Source organism: Metabacillus sp. cB07, assembly GCF_016839225.1.
GTDB lineage: Bacteria > Bacillota > Bacilli > Bacillales > Bacillaceae > Bacillus_P > Bacillus_P indicus.
The window spans coordinates 896619-920274 of record NZ_CP069296.1 but is presented as its reverse complement, the minus strand read 5'-3'; the positions used below and the strand labels follow the sequence as shown (position 1 = coordinate 920274).

General features: G+C 46.5%; 19 protein-coding genes. 9 read left to right on the top strand and 10 right to left on the bottom strand.

The window, feature by feature from the left end:
- Window positions 1–33: 33 nt before the first annotated feature.
- Window positions 34–939, bottom strand: coding sequence for a fumarylacetoacetate hydrolase family protein (locus JOJ89_RS04640; RefSeq protein WP_203289707.1), 906 nt, complete (start codon window positions 937–939; stop codon window positions 34–36).
- Window positions 940–1250: 311 nt separating this feature from the next.
- On the opposite strand from JOJ89_RS04640, the gene JOJ89_RS04635 reads away from it, so the two are divergent.
- Complete coding sequence (locus tag JOJ89_RS04635) at window positions 1251–1418, top strand: aspartyl-phosphate phosphatase Spo0E family protein (RefSeq protein ID WP_081414267.1); 168 nt, start codon at window positions 1251–1253, stop codon at window positions 1416–1418.
- On the opposite strand, the gene JOJ89_RS04630 is transcribed toward JOJ89_RS04635, so the two are convergent.
- Window positions 1415–2569 (bottom strand): DUF418 domain-containing protein, encoded by a 1155-nt coding sequence (locus JOJ89_RS04630; RefSeq protein ID WP_203289706.1) that lies wholly within the window; start codon window positions 2567–2569, stop codon window positions 1415–1417. The two genes, JOJ89_RS04635 and JOJ89_RS04630, sit on opposite strands and share 4 nt — an antisense overlap.
- A 397-nt stretch (window positions 2570–2966) precedes the next feature.
- The gene (locus JOJ89_RS04625; RefSeq protein ID WP_203289705.1) at window positions 2967–5090 is read right to left on the bottom strand and encodes a type IA DNA topoisomerase; all 2124 of its coding nucleotides are present in this window, start codon (window positions 5088–5090) and stop codon (window positions 2967–2969) included.
- A 261-nt stretch (window positions 5091–5351) separates the two neighbouring features.
- On the opposite strand from JOJ89_RS04625, the gene JOJ89_RS04620 reads away from it, so the two are divergent.
- The 6 genes from JOJ89_RS04620 (at window position 5352) to JOJ89_RS04595 (ending at window position 7333) form a co-directional block, all read left to right on the top strand.
- The gene (locus JOJ89_RS04620) at window positions 5352–5573 is read left to right on the top strand and encodes a spore germination protein (protein WP_029283789.1); all 222 of its coding nucleotides are present in this window, start codon (window positions 5352–5354) and stop codon (window positions 5571–5573) included.
- 13 nt (window positions 5574–5586) lie between these two features.
- Window positions 5587–5799, top strand: a complete 213-nt coding sequence (locus tag JOJ89_RS04615) for a spore germination protein GerPB (RefSeq protein ID WP_029283787.1) — start codon at window positions 5587–5589, stop codon at window positions 5797–5799.
- An 88-nt stretch (window positions 5800–5887) separates the two neighbouring features.
- The gene (gerPC, locus tag JOJ89_RS04610; RefSeq protein ID WP_051827424.1) at window positions 5888–6511 is read left to right on the top strand and encodes a spore germination protein GerPC; all 624 of its coding nucleotides are present in this window, start codon (window positions 5888–5890) and stop codon (window positions 6509–6511) included.
- The gene (locus JOJ89_RS04605; RefSeq protein ID WP_029283783.1) at window positions 6508–6684 is read left to right on the top strand and encodes a hypothetical protein; all 177 of its coding nucleotides are present in this window, start codon (window positions 6508–6510) and stop codon (window positions 6682–6684) included. Before gerPC ends, JOJ89_RS04605 begins: the two co-directional genes overlap by 4 nt.
- Window positions 6681–7070 (top strand): spore germination protein GerPE, encoded by a 390-nt coding sequence (locus JOJ89_RS04600; RefSeq protein ID WP_029283780.1) that lies wholly within the window; start codon window positions 6681–6683, stop codon window positions 7068–7070. Before JOJ89_RS04605 ends, JOJ89_RS04600 begins: the two co-directional genes overlap by 4 nt.
- Before the next feature lie 44 nt (window positions 7071–7114).
- A complete protein-coding gene (locus tag JOJ89_RS04595) occupies window positions 7115–7333 on the top strand; it encodes a spore germination protein (protein ID WP_029283778.1) in 219 nt (72 codons plus the stop codon).
- A gap of 34 nt (window positions 7334–7367) precedes the next feature.
- On the opposite strand, the gene JOJ89_RS04590 is transcribed toward JOJ89_RS04595, so the two are convergent.
- The 5 genes from JOJ89_RS04590 to addB all read right to left on the bottom strand — a co-directional run bounded on the left by JOJ89_RS04590 (window position 7368) and on the right by addB (window position 19483).
- On the bottom strand, window positions 7368–7670 hold the full coding sequence (locus tag JOJ89_RS04590) for a hypothetical protein (protein WP_029283776.1): 303 nt from the start codon (window positions 7668–7670) through the stop codon (window positions 7368–7370).
- Window positions 7671–7686: 16 nt separating this feature from the next.
- Window positions 7687–11031 carry an SbcC/MukB-like Walker B domain-containing protein gene (locus JOJ89_RS04585; RefSeq protein ID WP_203289704.1) on the bottom strand — a complete coding sequence of 1115 codons (3345 nt, stop codon included), beginning with the start codon at window positions 11029–11031 and terminating at the stop codon, window positions 7687–7689.
- Window positions 11028–12209, bottom strand: a complete 1182-nt coding sequence (locus tag JOJ89_RS04580) for an exonuclease SbcCD subunit D (protein ID WP_029283773.1) — start codon at window positions 12207–12209, stop codon at window positions 11028–11030. The genes JOJ89_RS04585 and JOJ89_RS04580 overlap by 4 nt, the downstream gene beginning before the upstream one ends.
- Before the next feature lie 72 nt (window positions 12210–12281).
- The gene (gene addA, locus JOJ89_RS04575; RefSeq protein ID WP_029283771.1) at window positions 12282–15989 is read right to left on the bottom strand and encodes a helicase-exonuclease AddAB subunit AddA; all 3708 of its coding nucleotides are present in this window, start codon (window positions 15987–15989) and stop codon (window positions 12282–12284) included.
- Window positions 15986–19483 carry a helicase-exonuclease AddAB subunit AddB gene (addB, locus tag JOJ89_RS04570; RefSeq protein WP_203289703.1) on the bottom strand — a complete coding sequence of 1166 codons (3498 nt, stop codon included), beginning with the start codon at window positions 19481–19483 and terminating at the stop codon, window positions 15986–15988. The genes addA and addB overlap by 4 nt, the downstream gene beginning before the upstream one ends.
- 199 nt (window positions 19484–19682) lie before the next feature.
- On the opposite strand from addB, the gene JOJ89_RS04565 reads away from it, so the two are divergent.
- Window positions 19683–20807 carry an MFS transporter gene (locus tag JOJ89_RS04565; RefSeq protein ID WP_051865818.1) on the top strand — a complete coding sequence of 375 codons (1125 nt, stop codon included), beginning with the start codon at window positions 19683–19685 and terminating at the stop codon, window positions 20805–20807.
- A 26-nt stretch (window positions 20808–20833) separates the two neighbouring features.
- Here the strand turns inward: JOJ89_RS04565 and JOJ89_RS04560 are convergent, their stop codons facing one another.
- Window positions 20834–21727: a LysR family transcriptional regulator gene (locus JOJ89_RS04560; RefSeq protein WP_029567326.1), complete on the bottom strand. Its 894-nt coding sequence runs from the start codon at window positions 21725–21727 to the stop codon at window positions 20834–20836.
- A gap of 99 nt (window positions 21728–21826) precedes the next feature.
- Between JOJ89_RS04560 and JOJ89_RS04555 the strand changes: the two genes are divergently transcribed.
- The gene (locus JOJ89_RS04555; protein WP_203289702.1) at window positions 21827–23062 is read left to right on the top strand and encodes an MFS transporter; all 1236 of its coding nucleotides are present in this window, start codon (window positions 21827–21829) and stop codon (window positions 23060–23062) included.
- 75 nt (window positions 23063–23137) lie between these two features.
- On the opposite strand, the gene lepB is transcribed toward JOJ89_RS04555, so the two are convergent.
- A complete protein-coding gene (gene lepB / locus JOJ89_RS04550; RefSeq protein ID WP_203289701.1) occupies window positions 23138–23644 on the bottom strand; it encodes a signal peptidase I in 507 nt (168 codons plus the stop codon).
- Window positions 23645–23656 lie beyond the last annotated feature (12 nt).

The following is a 23656-nucleotide window of genomic DNA, read 5'->3' as shown; positions in this document are numbered from 1 at the left end:
GAAGCACACCGAAACCGATGTGCTTCTTGCATTTTATTCAGCAATCGTGTTGCTTAACGTTCCGATGCCTTCAATTGATATTTCAACAGTATCTCCCGGGCTTAAATATTTTGGCGGCTTAAACCCTTTCCCTACTCCTGCAGGTGTTCCGGTTGCAATGATATCGCCGGGCTCAAGTGTCGTGCCCTGTGAAATGGTCGAGATCACATTTTCAATAGAGAAGATCATGTCTTTCGTATGCCCTTCCTGTCTGATTTCACCATTCACTTTTGTGACGAGAGAGAGTGCGTAAGGATCAGGAACCGCCGATTTGTGGACAATATACGGTCCCATCGGACAGGATGTATCCAGGCTTTTTCCAAGAAGAAACTGTTTATGCCTTGACTGAAGATCCCTTGCGGTAATGTCATTTAATACAGTATAACCGTATACATAATCCATTGCCTCAGTTTCCGGAATCCGTTTCCCCTTTTTCCCGATAATGACCGCAAGCTCACCCTCGTAATCGAGCTCACTTGTCAAATGAAGGTGAGGGTCTATCTTCTGGCCATGGCCCGTTACGGCTGTAGGGGCTTTTGAAAAAAGCATCACATGTTCAGGAATATCCGCTTCGCTCCCAAGCTCAATCGCATGTTCCCTGTAATTTTTGCCCACGCAGAATATGTTCTTCCGCGGAGAAGCAATAGGAGGAAGCCATGTAACATCCGTCAGAGAATATAAAAAGGATTCTGTCTCATCCGCCTTTTTCACATACATCTGCAGCTGTTTCAGGTGATTGAAAAACTTTTCTCCCATTTCAATGCATTCAATCATTGACTGCGGGGCTGATTCCATGTCAAACCACTTTTTCTCTGCCCTTTGAATATCAAGAATCTTGTTTTCTTCCATAATCAGTCCGATGAAGGTCCTTCCGCCAATCTGAGCTGTTGCAAGTTTCATTGTTACCCCCCGTTATCTCTTTAATCTAAACTGCCTGATAATGTATCTTATTCGATAAAGAATGACACATTTCCTCTAAAAAAACGCCTGTCTGTCCGGCAGCATTTTTCTTTGGCATAAGACCAATGAAAAACAGATCGAAACCTATCCCGCTTTGTAGAAACCTGTAATGTTTTTTGTTATTTTAGCGAAATCAAACCATTTTGTACAACCCTGTGTATAATAAGTGTAACCCGTTTGGAACAAGCCTTTTTGGAATTCCATTTCTCAAAAAAACCTTCCTATTAAACCATGAAAGTTGGAGGAAAATCATGGCAGTGAATGAAATCGAAGTGCACAGACAAAAGCTTTTTGAAGCAGCAAAAGAACATGGAATGAATTCTTCTGAAACGGTGCGCCGCAGCCAGGAGCTCGACCAGCTCATCTTAGAACAAATCAAGCGGCAGATGGAAGGTGAACTGCAGACGGCAGTAAACTAACCTCTGCTGAACAAGTAAATCCACTTCCTCAAGAGCCATTCTGCCGGACCAAACCGAAATGTTCTAAACCAATAATAGCTGACAATCAGCTGCACCGAGTAGAGAATCGCTGCAATCATGACACCTTCGGCTGCTGAAATGTTTCCGTACAAGCCAAAACCATAGGAATAAAAAAGAAATGTACAGACCAATGACTGCATCAGGTAATTGCTTAAAGATGCCCGTCCCGCTGCCTTAAGAGCGCCAAGCTTGAAAGAATAGTTATTCAGCAGCAGCAGAATCACCGAAACATAAAACAGGGTCAGTGCCGGACCCCCCAATGACAGCTGCAGATGCTGAGTAAGCAAATTCTCCTCCCAATATAAGGGTGCACCTTTTAATAGAACTGCGGCAGTTCCTGTTATAAGTGCCGTCCGTTTCCATTCAGACGACAGATCCTTATGAAACCAGCCACGCTTATAGGCGGCAGCACCAAGCATGAAAAGCGGTAAAATGGATATCACAAGAAAAAATGCATTCTCAAAGTTATTTACATACAGCCAGTCTGTCACTCTCTGCTGAGTAATGTCAAAAAAGCTCCCTGTCTGGTACGCGTCAGCTGACTGCTGAACAGCTTCCTCCGATTTGTAGTGACTGAGCATCTCCGGATCTGCTGCATATGCCGCAACAAGAGCAAAAGTAATCAGCACATTTGGAAGCAGCAGGATGAATAGCCCCCACTTGATGAGCCCCCTGGAATTCCACTTGATAAATAACAGAAATAAAAACCCAATCAAGGCGTAGTTTACCAGAATGTCCCCATGCCAGATCAAAAAAGCATGCAGGAGGCCAATAATCAGCAGCCCAATCAGCCTTCTTGAGTAATACACATTGAACGAATGCCCCTTTTTCAATGCCCTCTCATAAAAAATCACCGTTCCCGCTCCAAATAAAAATGAGAACAGCGGATAAAAGCTTGCCTGAGCAAAAAACGAAATCAGCTGCTCAACAATCCGGTCAGACCCGCTGCCGCTCACAAGACTCGTCTCATAAAGAGCAGGCTCATAGAAAGACTTCATATTCACAAGCAGGATGCCAAGCAGCGAAAAGCCTCTCAGAATATCAAGCGTATGCAGCCTGTCCTTCTCAGGGACTGCTGTAAGTGGATCCATTATGACTTCCCTCCTGTGATTTTTCTTTTTGTTCCATTGTGTATTTTTAGTGCCCTCAAGCTCTGATTTCAATGGTTTGAGGGTACTGTTCTGCGTTTTTAGTGCCCTCTATTTCCCACTTTCAGGTTTTGAGGGTTCTATTCTGCGTTTTTAGTGCCCTCTATTTCCCACTTTCAATTTTTGAGGGTTCTATTCTGCGTTTTTAGTGCCCTCTATTTCCGAGTTTCTGATTTTGAGGGCACCATTCCCGCTCTTTAGTACCCTCAATATCTGATTGCCAGGTTTTGAAGGCACCACTCCCGCTTACAGTGCCGCCAAGCTCAGTCTCCAAGGGTTTGAAGGTACGGTTCAGATATTCACCGCCCTTGATTCCTGAAGAGGACGCGCGGCAAACGGATTATTCAAACGAAAACTCAATCTTCCCATCCTTCAGGACAAGACTTGCATCAAACGGCTTTTTACCTTTGAAGCCTTTGAGCTTATTGGTTTTCCCTTTTTGGCACAGTGTTTTGATCTGCGCGGCGGATATGGATTTTCCGAGCAGTTTTTTCGGAAAGGTCTGCTTGCATCCGCTTTTGTATTCTGTGCAGCCGTAGAAGGTTTTTCTGTCCATGATGCTGCCCTTTTGGCAGGCGGGGCAGGCACAGATTGCAGCGCGCGTTTCCTGCTGGGGCGGAATGGCGACCTCGAGTTTAGCCATACTCTCGCCTGCCTGGCTGATCAGGGTGTAGCAGAATTTTTTGGCCGTTTCGATAAAGACTTCTTTGGATTTTTCGCCGCTTCCGATTCCTTTGAGGTAGACTTCCCATTTTGCCGTCATTTCAGGCTTTGAGAGCAGGGTGCCGTCAACGGCTTCACAAAGAACTTCCCCTTTCGGCGTGACAAAAACTTCATTTTTCTTCACTTCAATAAACTTCCTCATAAGAAGCGTATCAATAATTCCGGAGCGCGTTGCTTCTGTCCCGAGGCCTTCTGTGCTGTTCAGCGCTTCTCTCATCTCTTTGTCTTCCACATGCTTGCCGGCTGTTTTCATGAGCGTGATCAGCTGTCCCTGGGTGTACGGTTTAGGAGGCTGTGTCATGCCGTCCTTCACTCCGATTTCCGCTTTTGCGGGCTCGCCCGCCGCCACTTTTGGAAGCATTTGAAGATCTGCTTTTTCTTCCGGGCTGTCAGTCTCTTTTTGGTACAGCGTCTTCCAGCCGGGCTTTTTCATCGTTCTTCCCTTGCTGATAAAATCATTTTTGCCGATGGACGTCAGAATGGTTGTTTCATCATAGACGTAATCCTCCATAAACATGCCGAGAGCTGTTTTGATCACTTCTTCGTATACAGCCTTTTGTTCACCGCTGAAGGAATTGTATGCAGCTTGCGTGACCCTTTTTTCAGTAGGCACGATGGCATAGTGATCGCTCACGCGTTTGGCATCCACGAATCGTTTTGAAGGCGACAGTCTAGCAGGGGTAAATGACAGGGACAGGGTCTCCTGATACTGGCCGATTCGCGCTTTGATGTATCCGAATTCTTCTTCTGTTATGTACTGGGAGTCTGTTCTCGGATACGAAATATACCCTTTTTCGTAAAGAGACTGTGCTGTTTTCAGAACCCCGCTTGGACTCATTTTTCTCTGTTTATTCAATTTTGCCTGGAGGGTTGATAAGCTGTGAAGCTTTGGCGGCGGTACTCTTTTCTCCGCTGTTTCTGCACTTTTCACTGTCGCTTCATAAAGCGTTTTTCCCTTTACAATTTCAGGACCAACAGCAGAAAACAATTCTTCCGGGCTTTTAAAGCGCCCCTTCAGCTTTCCGGTATAGTTTCCTGCGGACACTTCAAATGCAGCCTGAAGCTCAAAGAAAGGTTCAGGCTTAAAGTTTTCAATCTCCTTTTGCCTGTCATAGATCAGTTTCAGAACCGGAGTCTGCACTCTTCCCACACTGAAGACATCCCTTATCCCTTTCTTCTGAAGATGAAGGGTATACAGCCTGCTCGCATTTAAGCCAACAAGCCAGTCAGAGATTTGCCTCGCCTGGGCTTCATGGTAAAGATGGATGGTCTTGCTCCCGTCGTAAAGCTCTGTGAATCCTTTCATGATGGCGTTTTCTGTTAATGAACTTGTCCAAAGACGCTTCACGCTCTTTTTTTCTGCACCGGCCATCATGATCAGAAGTCTTGCAATATTTTCCCCTTCACGGGCAGGGTCAGTGCCGATGATAATTTCATCTGCTTCCTTTAATAACTCTTTGACAATCTTAAACTGCTTCGCTTTCCCTTTGCTGACTTTATATGAAAAATGATCTGGAATAATCGGCAGTGTTTCAAACCGCCATTTTTTCCATTCGTCTTTGTATTCATCGGGGTTTTTAAGTTCGACCAGGTGGCCGATTGCCCACGTGATTTTTGCGCCGTCCGGAAATACCTGGCACGGTTTAATCTCTAAATATCCCTCTTTTTTCACAGAAGGAAAAGGGGCTGCAAGCTTGCGGCCCTGATCTGGTTTTTCAGCTAGAATGACCACTTGGGACATGTTTGCATGGACCTCATTTCATTTAAGAAACAATGAATCTGCTTCTCTTGTATTCTTATCCAGTATGGATCATTTTGCTCTAAAAAGAAATAGCTGCAGCTTCAGTGAAAGCTGTCAAAACGTCTTTTCCCTGATTAATAAAGGATGAAAAATCAATTATCGCGCTGCAGGAAAAACTCCGCTTTTATCACAAGTCTGCCTATTTTTCATACGATATTTTACAGGTGCCTTACTGCCTGAATGAAGCAAAGGATGTTGAATATGCCAGCCATTGTGGGAGCATTTAAAGTGAATGCCGTCGGAACAAGCAGCATTGTTCACGTCGGGGATTGCATTACCATCTCACCTTACAGCGAGGTCAAAACCTTTGCCGGGGCAGGATCTTTTAATACAGGTGACGGACTGAACATCTACAATCAAAACAGTGTGACGAACGCTTACGATAATGACGTGGTTGACCAGCCGATTGTCGGCAATGCATAAACGGGGTGAAAAAATGAATTTTTACATTAACCAGACCATTCAAATTAATTTTTTGAAAGTGGATGCCGTCAGCAACTCTTCCGTTCTGCAGATTGGAAGCGCAGGCATCATCAAGCCGCTTGCAAATCTCTATAACACCGGGGCTTTCACGACGCCCGCTCCTCCTGCAATCAGCCCCGGAGGTTCTCAGTCTGAAGGCCCGCTTGTTCCGCTTGCACCGAGTTAATTCAAATAGGCATTCACCCATATCTGCAGCGTGCATATAATAGCCCATAATCGCTTTGCACGTGATCTAAAGAAACGGGGTGAATGAATTGTACTATGACCAGTCGATGATGCAGTGCATTCAGCATTTGTATGGAATGGTTCAAGCTCAAGACCAGAAGATTCAAAAGCTTGAGGCCTCTGTTTCCGCTATGATGGAAGAAATAGAAGAACTAAAAAAACGCCCCAGTACAACGATTGAAAAGATTGAATATAAATTTGATCAATTAAAAGTGGAGACACTTGAAGGTACGCTTAATATCGGGCTGAATCCAACTGTTCCTGACCAGATTGAACAGTTTGAAGTAGAGCAGAACGGTCTTCAAGTAAATAACCAAACGTCAAATCCAAAACGCGACGAAGAGATATTTGAGGCGGTTCAGTCCAATTTGCTCGTCTTCCTGACTGAAGATGTCGCAAAATACATTGAAACACTTGCCGAACAGAACAACTACCAGCTTGATGATGCTCATAAAGAATTCATCATTGAAGATATCCGCAAACAGATCGACAGCCGGATCAGATTCTATTTGAAGCAGGGAGGATACAGCGAGTCTGTCCCTGCTGAAAAACAGATTGAAGAAATAACGGCTAAAGTAAAACAGGAGGTTGAACGTTCAATCACCTACTTTATCCAGGCCCTGCCCCAAGAAGGAGCTGAAAGCGAAACATGAAATTCACGGTTGTAAACAAGGACATTTCAGTTGGTGCCATCAGGGTAACAGCTGTTGCGAGTTCAAGCGTCTTTCTCATCGGAGATGCAAACTGCATCACCATGTCATCGGTTTTTGATACGCCGCCTGAATCACTGATCATCGGTCCTTTTGTACCGCTTGCCCCGGCATGATCCAGAATCGTTTATCCATCGTCAATGGGGCGTACATTGATTCGGTGGGGATCAGTTCGGTATTTCAAGTCGGCGACAGCGTTGATATTATCCCGCGTATAAAGGTTTATGCCGTACAGAGGGAAGAAGAAATTGATTTCGGAAATGAAGGGGACCTGAAACAGTATAATATTTATTCTGAAAACCTTCCCCGGCCGCTTATATACGAAAATGTCCAGACTGCATTTTTTCATGAATGTCCGGTCATCCGTGTCGGTGCTGTAAAAGTTACCTCTATATCCTCTGCCGGGGTTGTCCATTTCGGGTCAACCAATACAATTGACGGCGAATCAAGGGTGAAGCACATCAGACAATTGCGGAGCAGGAATGAACGTTCCGATTCATAATGCATAGACTGAAAGTATGACAGAAAGACAAAGGGTGTTCGTTCATGCCAGCAATCATCGGTCCGATCTGCATTAACTCTGTCGGCGGCGGTGTCGTAAACTTTGGTGATTCCTTTTATCTGTCTCCTAAAAGCTCATCAAAGACAGCTTCCGGTTCCGGCGGCGGAAATACAGGCGACTTTATCATAGTCAACAACATCGTAAGTGCAACCAACTCGTTAGACCCAGATGTAAATGATCAGAATATTGTAGCCAATAATTAGAAAAAGACGTGCCAACTCTCCGGCACGTCTTTTTTCATTTCCGTTTCTTCCGCTCATTTGATTTTTTTGTCCTGACAAGCTTTGAGGACGGCTGCTTGCGGATCCATTTGATGAAGCTCGAAATTTTCGGATCGCTTCTTAAATCCTGGATGGTATTCAGCCTTACAGCCAGTTCGTCATTTGTATAGAGGGCATGGATCTGTTTATGGCACGGAATGCAGAGCATCGCGGTCGGCATGAAGGTGCCGCCCATTTCCTTCGGGGTTAAATGATGTTCTGTTGTTTCAACCTCCTGCCTTTTGCACAGCTCGCATGTTCCAAGTTGTTTCTTTGCCATTATCAACCTATCCTCTCTACATCAGTTCAAGCTGGACCGATGTGCCGCTTCCTGTCGGCTCTGCAGGTGTTACGACAAGCTTCCTCGGAAGTCTTGCACGAAGCTCCTGCACATGGCTGATGACGCCGACGGAAAGGTTATTGGACTGCAGTTTTTCAAGAGCCGTTATGACTGTATCAAGCAAATCTGCATCAAGCGTCCCGAAACCTTCATCAAGGAAAAAGAACTGAAGCGGGTATTCTCCCCGCAGCTGGATCTGAGATGACAGAGAAAGCGCCAGTGCCAGGGAGGTCAGGAATGTTTCTCCGCCTGAAAGGCTTGAAACGGGACGCCTTACTCCTCCGTTTGCATCATCACGCATGACAAATCCGCCTGATGAATCCACTTCAATGGCATAGCGCTGTCTTGTAAGCTGCCCAAGCCGCTCAGAAGCATCTTCGCTCACAAGGTGAAGCTGTTCTTCTGCCAGGAATTCAACGAACGCATTCCCTTTAAATACAGTCTGCAGCTTTTCAAGTCTTGCTGCAAGCTCTTCAAGCTCAAGACGTTTTTGTTCCAGTTCCATGTATCTTTCGTGCTTATCCTTCAGGATATGAAGAGCTTTTGCGGCAGCTCCGCGGGCTTCTGAGGCAGCATCTGCCAGCTGTTTCGTTTCTGCTTTCAGCTCTTTTATGGACTCCCATTCATCCAAGCTGACAGAACGGTTTTTCCGTTTCGCTTCCACACGTTTAAAGTCTGCCATGACTTGTTTCTTTTTATCCTGATAGACGTCAAACTCTTCCTTCAAACTTTGCTTAGCATCTTGCGGCATAAAAGCAGCGGCAGCCTCCGAAGCATCTTTGAAAGGTGTCTGCTGTTTGATCTGCTCCCATTTCTCAGCCGCATCGCGCATTCTTGCTTCAGCCTGCTCAAACGTTTTTTCTGCAGCCGCACTGCTGCTTTCTGCTTTTTGCACAGCCTCCATCGCTTCCTGAAAGGATTTATAGAGGCTTTGTTCCTTGGCATAAAGCTCCTTTTGCATGGCCTCATTTTCCCGAAGCTGAAGGGAGAGATGTTTATCTCCTGTTTCTTTTTCAATCCGTTTTTGTTTTTCAGCCGCAGTTTGCCTCATGCTTGTTAAATAGGCCGTCAGCTCTGCGCGGCTGATGCTCAGCTGCTGGCATTCTGTCTCAAGCTGTTTTATTTCCTTTTCTTTTTCTTCAATGAAATCAATGCTTTTTGCAACCCTGGTTTTCAGCTCTTCAAATTGTTCATCTTTCTCCCTTATCAGCCTTTGCTCTTCTGCTGCATGGTCAGCTGTAAGGTCACCAAACGCTTCTGACCATTTTTCGAGTGCAGCATTGTGTTTATGTTCTGCCTGCTGCCATTTTTCTGCTGCTTCCTTGTGCTCAGCAACATGACTGCCATGCGTAAACTCAAGCTGACGGAGAGCTTCATTCTGCTTCCTTACGGTTGAATGGAGCTTTGTATACTGTTCTTTCATTTGAAGAAAATCCTGGGTTAATGATTTTGATTCTGTCAACACATCCATTTCATCATTACCGTCTTCAAGTTCAGTTAAGACAGATGATAAAAACGAATAGGATAAAATCATTTCTTTTGAGAGATCTTCCCACTTTTCTTTTGCATTCTCCAATTGCAGCGTAAGAAGCGCATCTTTATCTGCCTGCTTTTCAAGCATTTCAAGATTTGATCCATCTGAAGATTCCAAGGCTTTGAAGTCAGCCGGCGCAGGGTGATGAACAGATCCGCATACAGGGCACGGCTCATCAGTGGTGAGGCTTTTTGCGAGCATTTCTGCCATGTTTCTTTGAACGTTTTTCTTTTCCTCCTGAAGCAGCTGTCTTCTCGTCTCTGCATGCTTTTTGTGCTGGTTCAGCACTTCGCAGCTTGCATGATAGCCCCTTTGCACATTTTCATAAAGAGCTTTCATACTGTCTTCATATTCATGCATTTTCTTCTTTGCCTGCATTATGGTTTCATCTGACTGCAGGATTTTTTGCTTCTTTTGCTCAGTTTTATTCTTCCATTCAGTAACGACCGACTCGGCATTTGTAAGGAACATCCTTTGTTCTGACGCAGCCCGTATTCTTTCTCTTTCTTTGCTTGTTACTGTATTTTGCTCCATCTGCTCTTTTAGAAGGTTTTGCTTTTGAACAGCTTTTTTCAGAAGCTCATTTGCCCGCGCCGCACTTTCCTCTTTTTCTGTAAGTTCAGTTGTCAGGCGTTTGTTCTGTGCGGCCTTTTCTTCCAGCAGCCGGATTTCATGCTGCAGTTCTTCTTCCAGAGCAAGCAGCTGCAGGAGCTGTTCTTTTCTTGAAGCAAGCGCCGGCTCTTCGGCTGCCTTTTGTTTCCGGATCTCTTCATAGGCGGCTGCCGCAGAAGCATAGGACTGCTTTTGTCTTTGCCATTCTGCTGCAGATTCTTCCTTTATCCTTCTGCTGCCTTCTTTTTCCCGCTCAGCCGTCTGCAGTGCTTCCGCGTAGGGTTTTGCCAGATCAGCTTTTTCTGCGCGGTCGAGTTTTGCTGCAAGCTGTTGGATGTCCGCTTTCTTTTTTTCAAGCTCTGCAAGCTCTTTTTCATAGCTTTCCTGTTCAAGCTGAAGTGCCCGGACTTCCTCAAGCTCTTGATGGTGCCTGACTGTTTCTTCATATTCCTTCTGCCTTTTTTCTAAAAGGAGATTTACACCTTTAAGCTCTTCTTCCGCAAATTTAACGGCTTCCTTTGATGCATCTCCAAGACCAGCCTGTTCGGCTGAAATCTCGTTCTGCTCTCCCCTGGCATCCGTCAGCCGTTTTCTGACCTTTTTGACAAGCTCTTCCCCGTATTGTTCCAAGTGGAAAAGCCGCTGGAGCATCTGCCTTCTTTCAGCTCCCTTGAGAGATAAAAATTCTGCAAACTTGCCCTGCGGAAGCACGACTGCCCTGGTGAAATCATCAATGGTCAAGCCTAAAAGAGCATGTACTTTTTCATTCACTTCCGCCGCTTTATCCGCAAGGACCGCTGTTTCCTCGCCATGCTCAAGAATTCTGCACAGCGCGGTTTTCACCCGGTGCTCATCCGTCCGCTTAAACATCCTTTCAACTGAATATCGTTTCAGGCTTTCTGCATTTTCCAGTTCAAATGTAAACGACACATGAACAGTATCCTCGGCATGATTGATGATTCCGTGGGTATTGTTTGCCGCCCGCTCCACTTTTCCGTACAGAGCAAGTGTCATGGCGTCAAGAATCGAGGATTTCCCGCTTCCGGTCGGGCCGAAAATGCCGAATACGCCGCCTTCGCAGAGAGAACTGAAATCAACGGTCTGTTTTTCCCTGAAGCTGTGAAGCCCCGAGATAGTAAGTGCGATTGGCTTCATCCTCTGTCCTCCTCCTCTTTCGTCTCATCATGAACCATATCGAGAAAAAGTTTCATCGTTTCCCCGTCAGGCTTTGCCCCACCGGTCTGTTTTTCATAAAATCTCGTAAAAAGCTCGTCAATGGGCAGGTTCGCCCTGCTTTCACGGATTTCTTCGTTCATGTTCTTTTCAAAAACCGGACGAATATGAACAAAGCCCGGATGTGATTTTCTCAGCCTGTGAATTTCCTCAAGAGAAAGTGTATCCTTCAGGTGAACCTCAAGATCAATCCAGGCAAGCTTGTCCTTCCCTTCATCCAGCCACTGATGAACCTGATGCAGGCCTTCCTGGGCTTTCCATTTCACAAGAGGCTTTCCGCTTGAGAGCAGAATCTCGGATACCTGTGCCTGTCCTCCCGGATCGGCCTCCACCATCGTGACGGATTTCGCATAGCCCGTTTCAGAAAAACTGTAAGCAAGCGGTGAGCCGGAATATCTGGCGGCAGAACTTGCCCGCTTCAGCGTTTGAGGACGGTGAAGATGGCCAAGCGCCGTGTACTGAGCAAGTTCCGGAAGACTTGAGGCAGCGACCGTATAGGCCCCGCCCACTTCGATCGGTCTTTCCGAATCAGTCGAGCTCCCGCCTGCGACATAAATATGACTCATCGCAAGATTTACTGTTTCTTTTCTAAACTTTCCCGCCATCACGGCGAACAAATCTCTGATGCGCTCGTCGTATGAATTGCGAAGCAGAATTTCATCATGGGTGTCTGACAGAACCTCTTTAAGCCTTGCCTCAGAAGGATAGGCAAGAGCAGCCATCGCCATCGTCTGGCCGGCAGACGGCACATCAATTGTCAGTACATCCGCTGTCGGGTAGCCAACCAAGTAGATCCCCTGGGTATCTGCAAGAGGCGAAGCAGCCTGAACACGTTCCGGATTGTCATGATTTCCTGCAATCACAACGACAGGCCTGTTTCCCTTGTCCGAAAGTCTCGAGATGCTCTCATAAAAGAGCTGTTCAGCCGCTGCGGGCGGATTGACTGTGTCAAATACGTCTCCAGCCATAATTATGGCATCCGCTTTTTCTTCCGCCGCGATCAGGGAGAGCTCATCTAAAAACTGGGCCTGCTCTTCAAGGCGGCTCCTTCCTTCAAGCGTCCTTCCAAGATGCCAGTCTGCTGTGTGCAGAATTCTCATAAGCTTCTCTCCTTTAAAAAAGCTCAAGCTGCGCCAAGAGGCGCACCCTGAGCTTGTTATTGTTCTTTTTCTTTACATTTCCAGCACATGCCCTCCGTCAAAGAAATACAGCACCTTTGAAGATAGAGGTTTTTTCGTTATTTTTTCAATGGCTTTGCCGTAGAGGTCAAGCTGCACGCTGTAGCGGCTTGCAAGAACAGGCTTTGCCTGCTCGAACCCTCCCGGAAATTTGCCGTGAATCGCATCTGTCTTGTAATCAAGCAGCACGACTCCTTCTTCGTCTTCAAACAGACAGTCAATAACCCCCTGAATGAGCACCTGTTCACCGCTTGCTGCCTCGTACAGCTCTTCAGCCGGCAGGGCATAGCTGAAGGGAACTTCCCGTTCGATGCGGTCTGCTTTTTGAAGACGCATGCCGATATCTGTTTCAAAAAAATGAACAATGGCAGCAATATTGATGCTGTCCGCCTGCGCTCTTGTGAGGATTTCTTTTTCAACAAGCTCATTTACTTTCCATGCTGTGTTTTCTTCCGTCACAGGCTCTCTGACATTCAGCTGCTGCATGACGGCATGCATGGCTGTCCCTTTTTCGGCAGCTGTGAGGGTTTTCTTCTGCATGAACTTAGGGCGGTCAAACATATATGAATCCTGCTGATTTTCGAGAATCCGGAAGTCGCTGAATTCATCCCGCGTTTCCTGCTGCCTCTTCACTTCTGAAACAGACTGCTTGGATCTGAACACAGAGGCAAACTGATGAGGGTAGATCCATGAGAGCTGTTTTTCAATCTGATCGCGGTATGCTGACTGCTCTGCGATCGGCTCCAGTTTTTTCAGGGCTGTGAGCATGTCCTCATCGTATTTCTTTTCTTCTGCCCGGATATCATAGAGGTCTGTTTCTTTCACCATCGTGATTTCAAACCGGGAAGGATGCGAAAGAAGGTGCGGTACCCCCTCTGCCTGCTCTCTCAGCATTTCTGCGTCTTTGTGGCGGACAAGCGACGGTCCGATCCAGTCCAGGTAGGACTTTGCCTGCGCCCGTTCAAAATCAGGCAGCAGCCATTCTTCCTGACCCAGCGCTGTCTGCCAGTCTGAAAGAGATTTTGCTGCATCTTTAACTGTTCCGATTAAAAAGAGCTTTTCCTTTGCACGGGTAAGCGCAACATACAGCACTCTTAGCTCTTCTGAAAGCAGCTCAATCTTCATTTTTTTCTTCATGGCTGAAAGCGCCAGTGTCGGATAGCTGATTCTGAGTGACGGTTTAATCAGCTTCGTGGCAAAGCCAAGCTCCTTATCCAGCAAATACTTTTTGTTCATATCCATCATATTGAACTGTCTGGCGAGACCGGCTGTGAAAACTACCGGGAACTCAAGCCCTTTGCTGCTGTGGATGGTCATCAGCCTGACAACATCCTCCTGCTCGCCCAGTGCCCTTGCTGCACCGAGGTCATCTCCGCGCTCCTGCATCCGTTCAATAAAGCGCAGGAACCGGAACAGTCCCCTGAACGAAGTCGCTTCATACTGTCTTGCCCTGTCATAAAGGGCACGCAGATTCGCCTGGCGCTGTTTGCCGCCCGGCATGCCGCCGACGTAGTTAAAGAACTTGGTATCTCTGTACAGCTGCCAGATCAGCTCTGAAACAGAGCCCATCCGCGCCCGTTCTCTCCACTCCTGGAGTTGATCATAAAATCCTTGAAGCTGATCTCTTAAAGCCGCATCAGAGCCATGAGCTTCAGAAAGAAACACCTTCAGCGCTTCAAAATAAGTGCCCTTTTTTGAATAGGTGCGGATAACAGCAAGTTCGTTCGTGCCAAGGCCCGCAACAGGAGACCTTAAAACAGACGCCAGAGGAACATCCTGATACGGGTTATCGATGACCTTAAGCAGCGACATCATGACAGCGACCTCCGCCGCTTCAAAATAACCGCCTGAGAGATTGGCATAAACAGGAATCCCCTCCTGCTTAAACTCTTCCATGATCTGCGGCGCCCACGGCATGGAACGGAGAAGAACGACAATATCTTTGTATGCGATATTTCGCGTGCCTCCAAGCTTTCGGTCATAAATCTGATATTTTGTCTGAACCATTTCCCGGATTTTTTTGGCCATCACTCTTGCTTCGAGCTGAACGGTTTCCAAATCCTCTGCAGCAAAAACATCTTCTTCAGAAGCATCATCTGATTCTTCTTTTCCGCGGTCCACAAGCAAAAGTTCCGCACTCATCGTTTCAGACTCAGGATAGGACGCGCCAAGCTTCAGCTCAGCGGCTTCGTCATAGGCGACCTCTCCCACTTTTTCTCCCATCACCTGTTTAAAGAGAAAATTGGTGCCGTCTATCACTTCCGCACGGCTTCTGAAATTTTTCGACAGGTCAATTCTCAGGCCGTCTTGTGCGTGCCCGTCTTTACTGAACGTCTTGTATTTGCTTAAAAACAGAAACGGCTCTGCAAGGCGGAAACGGTAAATGGACTGCTTGACATCACCTACCATAAAGAGGTTTCCCGGCCCGCTTTTTGAAACAAGCTTCAGAATCGTTTCCTGAACAAGATTTGTGTCCTGGTATTCATCAACAAGCACCTCTGCAAACTGCTGCCTGTAATCAAGCGCAGCTTCGCTCGGCTGCAGACGGCCGTGCTCATCCGGCACACCGAGAATCTGCAGGCAATAATGCTCAAGGTCCGAGAAATCAACGATGCCTTTTTGTTTTTTCATCTCATCAAAACGGATTCCGAACTGATGAACAAGCCCAATCAGTGTTTCGATTACAGGCTTTAGTTCCTTAAGGTCATTCATGTGGCTTTCATAAGAGCGCGCAAACAATTCTTCCTGCAGCTGTTCGACCTGCTTTTTTGCGGAATTGCGGAGCGATGTCGCTTGTTCAAGCAGCTCTTTGCTGTATTCAGCCCCTCTGCATGCCTTGGCGCGTGAGAAAGAAATCAGCTTGATTTTCTCAGCAAGATCGTGCCATGACCCTCTTACCTCAAGCAGCCCCTGAACCTGTCTGATATCATCCGTCAGATTTTCTGCTCTCGGTGCCGGACCGCCGGGCTTTTCAGTCAGGGCAAGCGCCCGCTTCAGCTTTTCAAGACTGCTCGTCAGCTGCATCGAGATGTCTTCAGCCAGATACGGGAAGAACGGCAGATTTTCAAGCGGTTCTTCTCCGCCGTACATATCAGACAGCCCTTCAAGCCAGCTTGCAGGACTCGGATGGGAGCGGGAAAAATCATACAGCGTTCTGATCAGTGTCTGCAGGTCTGTATCGCTTCTGTCTGTTGTATACCTGTCAACAAGGTCAAAAAAGCGTTCGTTATCCGGTATGCTGTACTGCTCTTCAAACAGATCATCAAGCACTTCATCGATCAGAAGCTGGCCTTCCGTCTGATCGGCAATCCGGAATCCCGGGTCAAGGTCAATTAAATAGTAATACTTTCTTACAACATTCAAACAGAACGAATGCAAGGTGGAAATGGCAGCCCTGTTCAGCAGTGACAGCTGGCGTCTTAAATGGAGGGATGATGGATTTTCCTTCAGCGCCTTGTCAAGCGCTTCGCCGATCCGGTTTCTCATTTCAGCTGCAGATGCATTCGTAAACGTGGCAACAAGCAAACGGTCAACGTCCACGGGATTTTCTTTTGAAATGATTTTACGGATGATTCGTTCGACAAGCACCGCTGTTTTTCCTGAGCCGGCAGCTGCAGCAACCAGGATGTCCTGTCCGCTTGAGACAATGGCTTTCCACTGGTCGTCTGTCCACTGGCTGTCTGCTGGTTTTTGCAGCATCATGATTCCTCCCTTCCCGCTTCGTTCTGAAGCCGTTTTAAAATCACATCATTCTTGTCATCTTTCAGAACACGGTACTGATTTTCTGAAAGCGACTGGTCAAACTGGCAGACCGATTTAAATGAACAGAAGGTACACGGTACTTTATCCTTCAGCTTGTAAGGAGAAATGTCCGTTTTCCCGTTCGTAATGTCCGTTCCAATCGATTGAAAAACGGATCTGACGTGGCCTCTGAGAAGATCAAATTCCGCTTCGCTTGCAATCGCGGAATCTGACCTGAATCCGCCGTCTTTCTTAAGGCCGGCCGAGACGATTTTTGAGAGGCCGGAATCCAGTGTCTGATCCATCAGCCTCACAGCCTCCTCATCTCCAAGAAGCAGGCCTTTCATTTTAAACTTTTTGAAAATCTCTTCATCGATTTTATCCTGCGGCAGCATGGCTGAAGACTGGATCATCGGGTCATGCACATGGAAATAAAGAACACCCGCAGGAGTCGCCTCGACGCCAAGCCACGATTTTGAATGGGTAATGATGACATCAAGATACGTCAGCATCTGCAGAGCAAGCCCGTAGTACACTTCGGATAAATTCAGCGTTTTGTCGCTCGATTTAAAATCAACAATCCGGAGAAGAACGCCTTTTGAACTTTCCGCTTTGTCCACTCTGTCAATCCGGCCGACAAGCTCCATTGTGCATCCATTTTCAAGCTTGAAGCGGATTGGCGGCAGCGGGCCGCCTTTTCCGAATCCGAGCTCAAGGCCTGCCGGGGCAAAACCGCTTGCCCTTGCATGCTCGCTCAAGATGGAGGATGCCCTCGTAATGATGGTGACGAGCTTTCTTTTTAAATAATGATGCCTGTTTGAGCTCAGCAGAATTTCGCGCTGAAGTTTTGGCGCCAGTGTTTCAACGGCATCCCGGGAAAGAAGGGAGCACTGATCATGAGACAGGTCCTTCCAGCCGATTTTCAGCTGCTGCATCCGGTCTGAAATCAGTTTGAGCGCCGAGTGGAACAATTGTCCGATATCAGGGGCCTCAAGACGGAACTGCTGCCTGTCCTTTAATTTCAGGCCGTGTGAAGCATAATGGGAGAATGCACAGGCTTTGAACATTTCCATCCGGGATACACTTCCCTGAATGTGTTCACCGTAAAGCTCTCTGCTTATTCCTTTTTCAAGTGTTTCCGCTTCGTTCCGGTAAAACAGGCTTCCTGTCACTTTTGACAGCGCAGCCCGATCCTCTTTTTCTGCAAAATGTGTATAGGCATCCCACCAGACCGGGCTGATCGGATAGCTTCTTTTCCAGTTTTGAAGCTGAGAGGTTAAATATGAAAGTGTGACTTCCTCATTTACGATAAATGAAAGCTGTTCCTCTTCTGATAGCTCTTCCGGCTCATTGATGAAAATCTCTGTTTTGATGTCAGGAAATAAATCTCTTAATCGTTTCACGATGATGGAAGGCAGCATCGCCTTTCCTTCTTCATCTGCGAGAGGATATGAGATATACAGCTCGCGGGATGCACTTGAGAGGGCCATGTATAAAACAAAGGTTTCATCAAGCAGCTGCTCCCGTGCAGTCGGGGCAAGCTCAATCCCCTGATGATGAAGGGAGATGCGGTCTTCCTCCGTCAGGACGCCTTCTTCCATCGGCCTTGCTGGCAGAATACCGTCATTTGCTCCTGCAACAAACGCAACGCTCACATTCAGCAGCCTTGAACGTTCCAGGCTTGCAATCACTACCTGATCCATCGCAGGCGGCACAAGTGCAAATTTCATCGCTTCAAGACCTGTGTCAATCATATCTGCGAACAGACTGCGCGAGACGCGGTGTTCATTCATCATTTCAGCAAATTCATCGAGCATACCGATGACCGCGCTCCACACTTGAGCATGCTCTCTCGCCTCAACGAGTCTCCCCGCTTCCTCTGCTTCCGCTCTCATCTGTTCGAGTTTATATGGAATATGGAGTTCTTCGAGGAATAAATAAAGAGCCTCTGCCTTACCGGCTGCATCTTTCGCACGCTTCATCCGTTCACCGAGCGTTTGGATCGGCGGTACAACGATATCTTTCAGCTCATTAATCATCTCTTCCGTTTCATTCTCTTCATCTGTTCTGACATATTCATCATCAAGAGAATAATAGCGGCGGTAGACAAACCGTTCACCGCTCGTCCATTTGCTGCCCTGAATACCATAGGAAAGAACATAGTTTTCAAACTGATCCATTTTTTCTCTCATGCTTCGCTTATCGGTTTCAGCAGGGAACAGGAGCTCGGTTTTAACCGCCCTGAACACAGCCTCATAGCGCCATCCCCCATTAAGCACTTCAAGAGCAGAGCGGATCAATTCTATGACCGGATGATTCAGCATCGATCGCTTTTGATCAATGAAAAAAGGAATCTCGTAATCTTTGAATACCTGTTCAATAACATCCTGATAGTCTCCAATATTCCGGATTAAAACAGCAAGATCCTTATACCGGTAGCCATCATCCATGACAAACCCTCTTATTTTTCTCGCAATGCCCTCAATTTCCGCCCTTCGTGAGGAAGCTTGTGCAAGTACAGCATGTGTCTCTCCCTCATAGGGCTTCACCGGCCTTGACTCAAGGAAACGCTCCAGATGGGCAAGGGACGGCCGCTCTGCAAATCGCGGCATTTCGTTCAGCACCGTCACATCCTCTATTTCGGCACCGTTATCAGCGGCGAGAACAGACAGCCTGTGATAGGTCATGCCTGTCATCCTGAAAAGATGGAGTTCGTGCGGCAGGTGTTCATGAAACGGCTTGTCTGCTGTCAGCGCAATCGTTACACTCTTTGCATGTTTCATTAACGCACTGATCACCATGTATTCCTGAGGCGTAAAGCTGTGAAAACCATCGAGGTAAATATCAGCCCTCTGAATATAGGATGAATACTGAATTTTTTCCGCGAGAAGACGCAGATAATCCTCTGAATCGACGTATGTGCCGCTCAGTTCCTTTTCCATCTGCTTATACAGCAGAACAACGTCATGAAGTTTGTCAGCGAGCGCCTGCTCTTGTTTCGTGGCGTTGACTGACATCCCGTTTATTTTTTCTTCCATCTCCTGCGGCGTGAGGCAATAGCGTTTAAGCTCCGTAATCATCGCTTCCATATGGTCAATAAAACCGCTTTTGCCGCTTGCTTTTGCAAACAGCCTGAAGTCCTGCTTGTGCTGCTCAATCAGCTTTCTCAGCATCATCTGAATGCCTGTCCCGGTAATATGATAGCGGCTGATCCCTCCTGTTTCCTGAAGAATCCTCCACGCAAGACGGCTGAAACTGAACGTCTGCGCCCTCATCATGCCGCCAAGCCCGGGCGTTTTAGCAAGCTCATACTCTATGCCGAATGTCATCTGATCGGGCACAAGATAGACCACCGGATCCCCTTCAGGCTCCCTGAAAAGCTCTGAACGGATTTCATTCAGCATACGGTGTGTTTTTCCGCTTCCCGACCTTCCCAAAATAAACCTGACACCCACCGTCAGAACCCCTTTCTATGTAAAAAAAGGCATATTCACTCATACGCCTTTCTGTTCCGTTTCACTCTCTTTTATCTATCTGTCTATTTTACTTGAAAACAATAAGGAATGCCATTCTCCCGGGACTTCCAAGTTTTGCAGAAGCCCCGTGACCGCTATGGCGGCATATGCATAGGCTGTTTTTAAAGGAGGCAGTCTGATGAAAAGAATCCATCTGCTCTCGGCCTTTTTTCTCGTGACGGCCATTATGGTAGCAAGCAGCATCTATGTGCTGATTCCCCTGTATGCATCTATATCGGAGGATACAGGCCTTTCCTTCAATGAAGCCGTTCTCGGCAGCACCTTTTTTACATTCTTTTATGCGGCCGGCCTTTTTACGTTCGGGCCGCTCACAGAAAAAGCCGGAAAGAAAAACGTCCTGATCGCAGGCTTTGCCCTCGCAATTGCAGCAACCGCCATGCTTGCGTTCTCCTCATCCGCCACATTTATTCCGCTCAGATCCCTGCAGGGGTTTTGTCTCGGATGCTTTGCCCCTGTTGCCTATGCCTATTGTTTTGAATCGTTCAGGGAAAAAGAGGCAACCATGCTCATCTCCCTGATTAATATGGGATTTTTAATGTCCGGCATGATCGGGCAGCTGATCAGCTCTGCCATCGCCATTTCGCATGACTGGAGAACAGTTTTTCTCTTTTTCGCCGTCGCCTATGCCCTGCTTACAGGATGTCTGGCATGGCTTTTGGACGGCAGGAAACATCAGAGCGGTGCAAAGAACCTGATCTCGTCGTTCCGGTCCATTTTCCGCAATCCTAAGCTTGTTCTGTGCTATATCCTGACGTTTGCCATGCTGATGTCATTTGTCTCCTATTATGAGGGGTTTCACCGTGCCTATTCGGGGATTGTTTCTGAAGAAGTCCTGTTCTGGTGTAAAGCAGCAGGACTTGCCGGAGCGCTGTTTTCCTTATTCAGCGTAAAGTGGATCGGAAGGTTCGGGAAAACAGCTGCTGTCAGGTACGCTATGCTGTTGATCATTCTGGCTTTTCTGCTGAACTATGCAAGCGGGAGCCTCTACATGTCCGCCGCTTTATCTGTTCTGTTCACAGCCTCCCTTTCTGTTTGTATACCGGCCGTTATTTCCATGATTGGAGAGACCGCAGGAAGTGACCGGGCAACAGCCGTCTCCCTGTATTCCTTTATTTTGCTAGCAGGTGCAAGCATAGGGCCTTTGCTTGCGGGAGTTCTGTCTTTTCAGAGCATGCTGCTTGGGTTTTCTGTTTTTTACGGGATTGCTGCTGCGGTTACGTTTATTGGGTCAGGGAATGATTGAATCGTTTTAGCATTGGAAACGGTCTATCAGCTTTTATGGCTGTTATTTACAATATAGTTCATGAAGTTTTTTACCGCGGGGGAAAAATGATTCCCCTTTTTTTTACATAGTTTTATTCTCCTTGTAAGATACAGATCATTTACCTTCACAACACTTAGGAGACCTCTGTCCATATATGGGGAAATGGCCAATCGCGGTGCGAGCGTAATCCCATATCCAGATGCAACAATCCCGATTGCTTCTTCTAGCCTCTCAACTTGAACGGGTGTCCTCTGCAATTGCACCTGTTTTATCTGACATAATGATTCTACTAAAGCCCTTGTAGAACTTCCTTCTCCCCTTAATATAAAATCTTCTTCCATAAGATCTTCAAATTCAGCCCTTTTTGATGCTAAAGGGTGATTCCAGGGAACGATAAAGAATAGCTCATCATCAAGCAGATGAACAATATCGGCTTCATCAGGCAGTGAAGAATGGCTTGCGATGACCGCAAAATCAATTTCATTTTTCATCAGCTTATCCAAGGCACTTTTTGTGTTTCCGGAAAATATCTGAATACCAGTTTCCGGATAAAGCTGTTTAAAACCGGCAATCCATCCGGGCATTAAGTAGCTTGCCGGAAAATTCGTAGCAAAGACCCTGATATTCCCTGTGACTCCGCTCGTATACTGTTCAATTATTCTTTCTGCTTCTTCTTCGGCCAAAAACAGTTTGACAGCCTGCTGATAGACAACTTCCCCCGCCTCTGTCAGCTCAATTCCCCTGCCCCTGGCTTTAAAAAGTGTGTGGCCAAGTTCTTTTTCCAGATTTTTAATCTGCATGGAAATGGCCGGCTGACTAATATGCAGCTCCCTCGCTGCCCCTGTGACACTGCCAGTTTTTACAACACTGACAAAATGTCTTAAAGCATTTAGATTCATTAAAACTCTCCCATAATTAAAACTTATCAATTGATAAAATATATATATTTTTCTTATTATTTTACATCCTTTAGAGTAATGATGAAAGAGAGGTACATCATGACAAAAAAACCAAACCGCTCAAACATCATTTTTACAGCTTTAATTACAGGCATCTGCTTACTCACGGACTCCATGTTTTATATCGCTTTGCCTCTTTATTTTAAGGAAGCAGGATTATCTTCGCTTATTGAAGCTGGAGTTCTGCTGTCGGTAAACCGTTTCATTCGAATTCCTCTCAATCCGTTTGCAGCTTTATTGGTAAAAACGCTAAAACTTCAGCACGCTTTACTGCTCGCGATTCTATTAACCTTTCTGACAAATATCGGTTTTTTCTCTCTGAACGGTTTTCTATGCTGGTTTATTCTCCGGTGTATATGGGGGTTTGCCTGGGCACTGCTCCGTCTTTCCGGACAATTGCTTGTGGTGCAATTATCCTCCGAATCAAATAAAGGGAAATTCATGGGGATCTATAATGGCACTTACCGGCTGGGAAGCCTTGCCGGAATGATTTTTGGAGGTTTACTGTGCTATCAAATTGGGATGAAACTAACGTGCCTTGTATTTGCAGCAGCTTGTTTGCTCTCAGTCCCATTGGTCTTTTTGTTAACTCCTGCCTTATTACGGCCAAGGGAAGAAAAATCAGAAAAAATCGAAAAGGTTGATTTTAGCAAAAGGACAATTAGGCTCTCTCTCCTCAGGGGATTGATCGCGGCGTTTCTGCTTCAGGGCGTATTTGCTTCTACTGTAAGCTATTACCTGACCAGGCAATACGGAATGCACGTTCCTATAACAGATGGCCTGATGATTGCTTCTGGAGCCGCATCGGGCCTGCTGCTTGGCTTAAGATGGACATGGGAACCGTTTCTTGCTCCATTTATAGGTCATGTTTCTGACGGAAAACTTGGCAGGCATCCTCTTTTGTTCATTGCATTACTCATGACAGGCTGTTTATTTCCGCTTATCAATTGTCAGCTTCCGTTTTTCATTTGGGCATCGATCATCGTGCTTCTCCTGATTTGCTCAACCATTATTACAACGTTAACCGATGTATTAGTATCTGATGCTGCTTCCGCAATGAAGCAAAAGACAGCCATTATAACAAAATACTCTATGGCTGCTGACCTCGGAGCTGCATTAGGACCGCTATCTGCTTATCTTGTAATAGAAAAAGGAACGACATTCCTTTACTTCTGTTCATGCTTGAGTTTGTTTCTGGCATGGATTTCAAAAAAAGAGTACAGGAAGTCTGAAGGAAACCGAGTATATAAGCGAAAAGAAGAACAAACAGCCTGAAAAGGATAATTCGAGATGGATGTCCGCAAAAAAAAAGTGCATGATCATGATCGTGCACTCTTACTGAGGACTTCCCTATTCTTTTGAAGCCTTCCCAATCACATAATCTGTGCTGATCAGGCCAAACTGTCTGCTGTCCCTGCTGACAAGACGGTTGTCACCCATAACGAAAAGACAGCCTTCTGGAATCGTTTTTTTGCCCGTAATCTCCTCAAGCGTGAAATTGCCGGTCAACTTTCCCATGTTCAGATCTTTTTTGACCGGGTTCAGATAAGGTTCTTTCACTGCTTTTCCGTTAATGTAAAGCTTGTCGTTCTTATATTCCAGCTCATCTCCCGGCAAACCGATAATTCTCTTTATGTAGGCCTCTTTTTCCCCTGGAGGCTGAAAGACAACAATATCAAATCGTTTCAGGTCAAATAACCGGTGGTTTACTTTATTAATAGACAGAAGGTGGCCCGCAGTCAGAGTAGGCTGCATCGAAACCCCTTCCACCCTGTAGTCGACAAATAGAAGATTTTTTATAGTAAGTATGAGCAAAAAGGTGATGACGGCAGACAAAAACCAGTATCTTTTTCTCATCTTTACTCCCCC

Excerpts from the sequence above, each read along its gene's own strand:
- JOJ89_RS04640 (WP_203289707.1), bottom strand. The coding sequence starts at position 939 with ATGAAACTTGCAACAGCTCAGATTGGCGGAAGGACCTTCATCGGACTG.
- JOJ89_RS04635 (WP_081414267.1), top strand. The coding sequence starts at position 1,251 with ATGGCAGTGAATGAAATCGAAGTGCACAGACAAAAGCTTTTTGAAGCA.
- JOJ89_RS04630 (WP_203289706.1), bottom strand. The coding sequence starts at position 2,569 with ATGGATCCACTTACAGCAGTCCCTGAGAAGGACAGGCTGCATACGCTT.
- JOJ89_RS04625 (WP_203289705.1), bottom strand. The coding sequence starts at position 5,090 with ATGTCCCAAGTGGTCATTCTAGCTGAAAAACCAGATCAGGGCCGCAAG.
- JOJ89_RS04620 (WP_029283789.1), top strand. The coding sequence starts at position 5,352 with ATGCCAGCCATTGTGGGAGCATTTAAAGTGAATGCCGTCGGAACAAGC.
- JOJ89_RS04615 (WP_029283787.1), top strand. The coding sequence starts at position 5,587 with ATGAATTTTTACATTAACCAGACCATTCAAATTAATTTTTTGAAAGTG.
- JOJ89_RS04605 (WP_029283783.1), top strand. The coding sequence starts at position 6,508 with ATGAAATTCACGGTTGTAAACAAGGACATTTCAGTTGGTGCCATCAGG.
- JOJ89_RS04600 (WP_029283780.1), top strand. The coding sequence starts at position 6,681 with ATGATCCAGAATCGTTTATCCATCGTCAATGGGGCGTACATTGATTCG.
- JOJ89_RS04595 (WP_029283778.1), top strand. The coding sequence starts at position 7,115 with ATGCCAGCAATCATCGGTCCGATCTGCATTAACTCTGTCGGCGGCGGT.
- JOJ89_RS04590 (WP_029283776.1), bottom strand. The coding sequence starts at position 7,670 with ATGGCAAAGAAACAACTTGGAACATGCGAGCTGTGCAAAAGGCAGGAG.
- JOJ89_RS04585 (WP_203289704.1), bottom strand. The coding sequence starts at position 11,031 with ATGAAGCCAATCGCACTTACTATCTCGGGGCTTCACAGCTTCAGGGAA.
- JOJ89_RS04580 (WP_029283773.1), bottom strand. The coding sequence starts at position 12,209 with ATGAGAATTCTGCACACAGCAGACTGGCATCTTGGAAGGACGCTTGAA.
- addA (WP_029283771.1), bottom strand. The coding sequence starts at position 15,989 with ATGATGCTGCAAAAACCAGCAGACAGCCAGTGGACAGACGACCAGTGG.
- JOJ89_RS04565 (WP_051865818.1), top strand. The coding sequence starts at position 19,683 with ATGAAAAGAATCCATCTGCTCTCGGCCTTTTTTCTCGTGACGGCCATT.
- JOJ89_RS04560 (WP_029567326.1), bottom strand. The coding sequence starts at position 21,727 with ATGAATCTAAATGCTTTAAGACATTTTGTCAGTGTTGTAAAAACTGGC.
- JOJ89_RS04555 (WP_203289702.1), top strand. The coding sequence starts at position 21,827 with ATGACAAAAAAACCAAACCGCTCAAACATCATTTTTACAGCTTTAATT.
- lepB (WP_203289701.1), bottom strand. The coding sequence starts at position 23,644 with ATGAGAAAAAGATACTGGTTTTTGTCTGCCGTCATCACCTTTTTGCTC.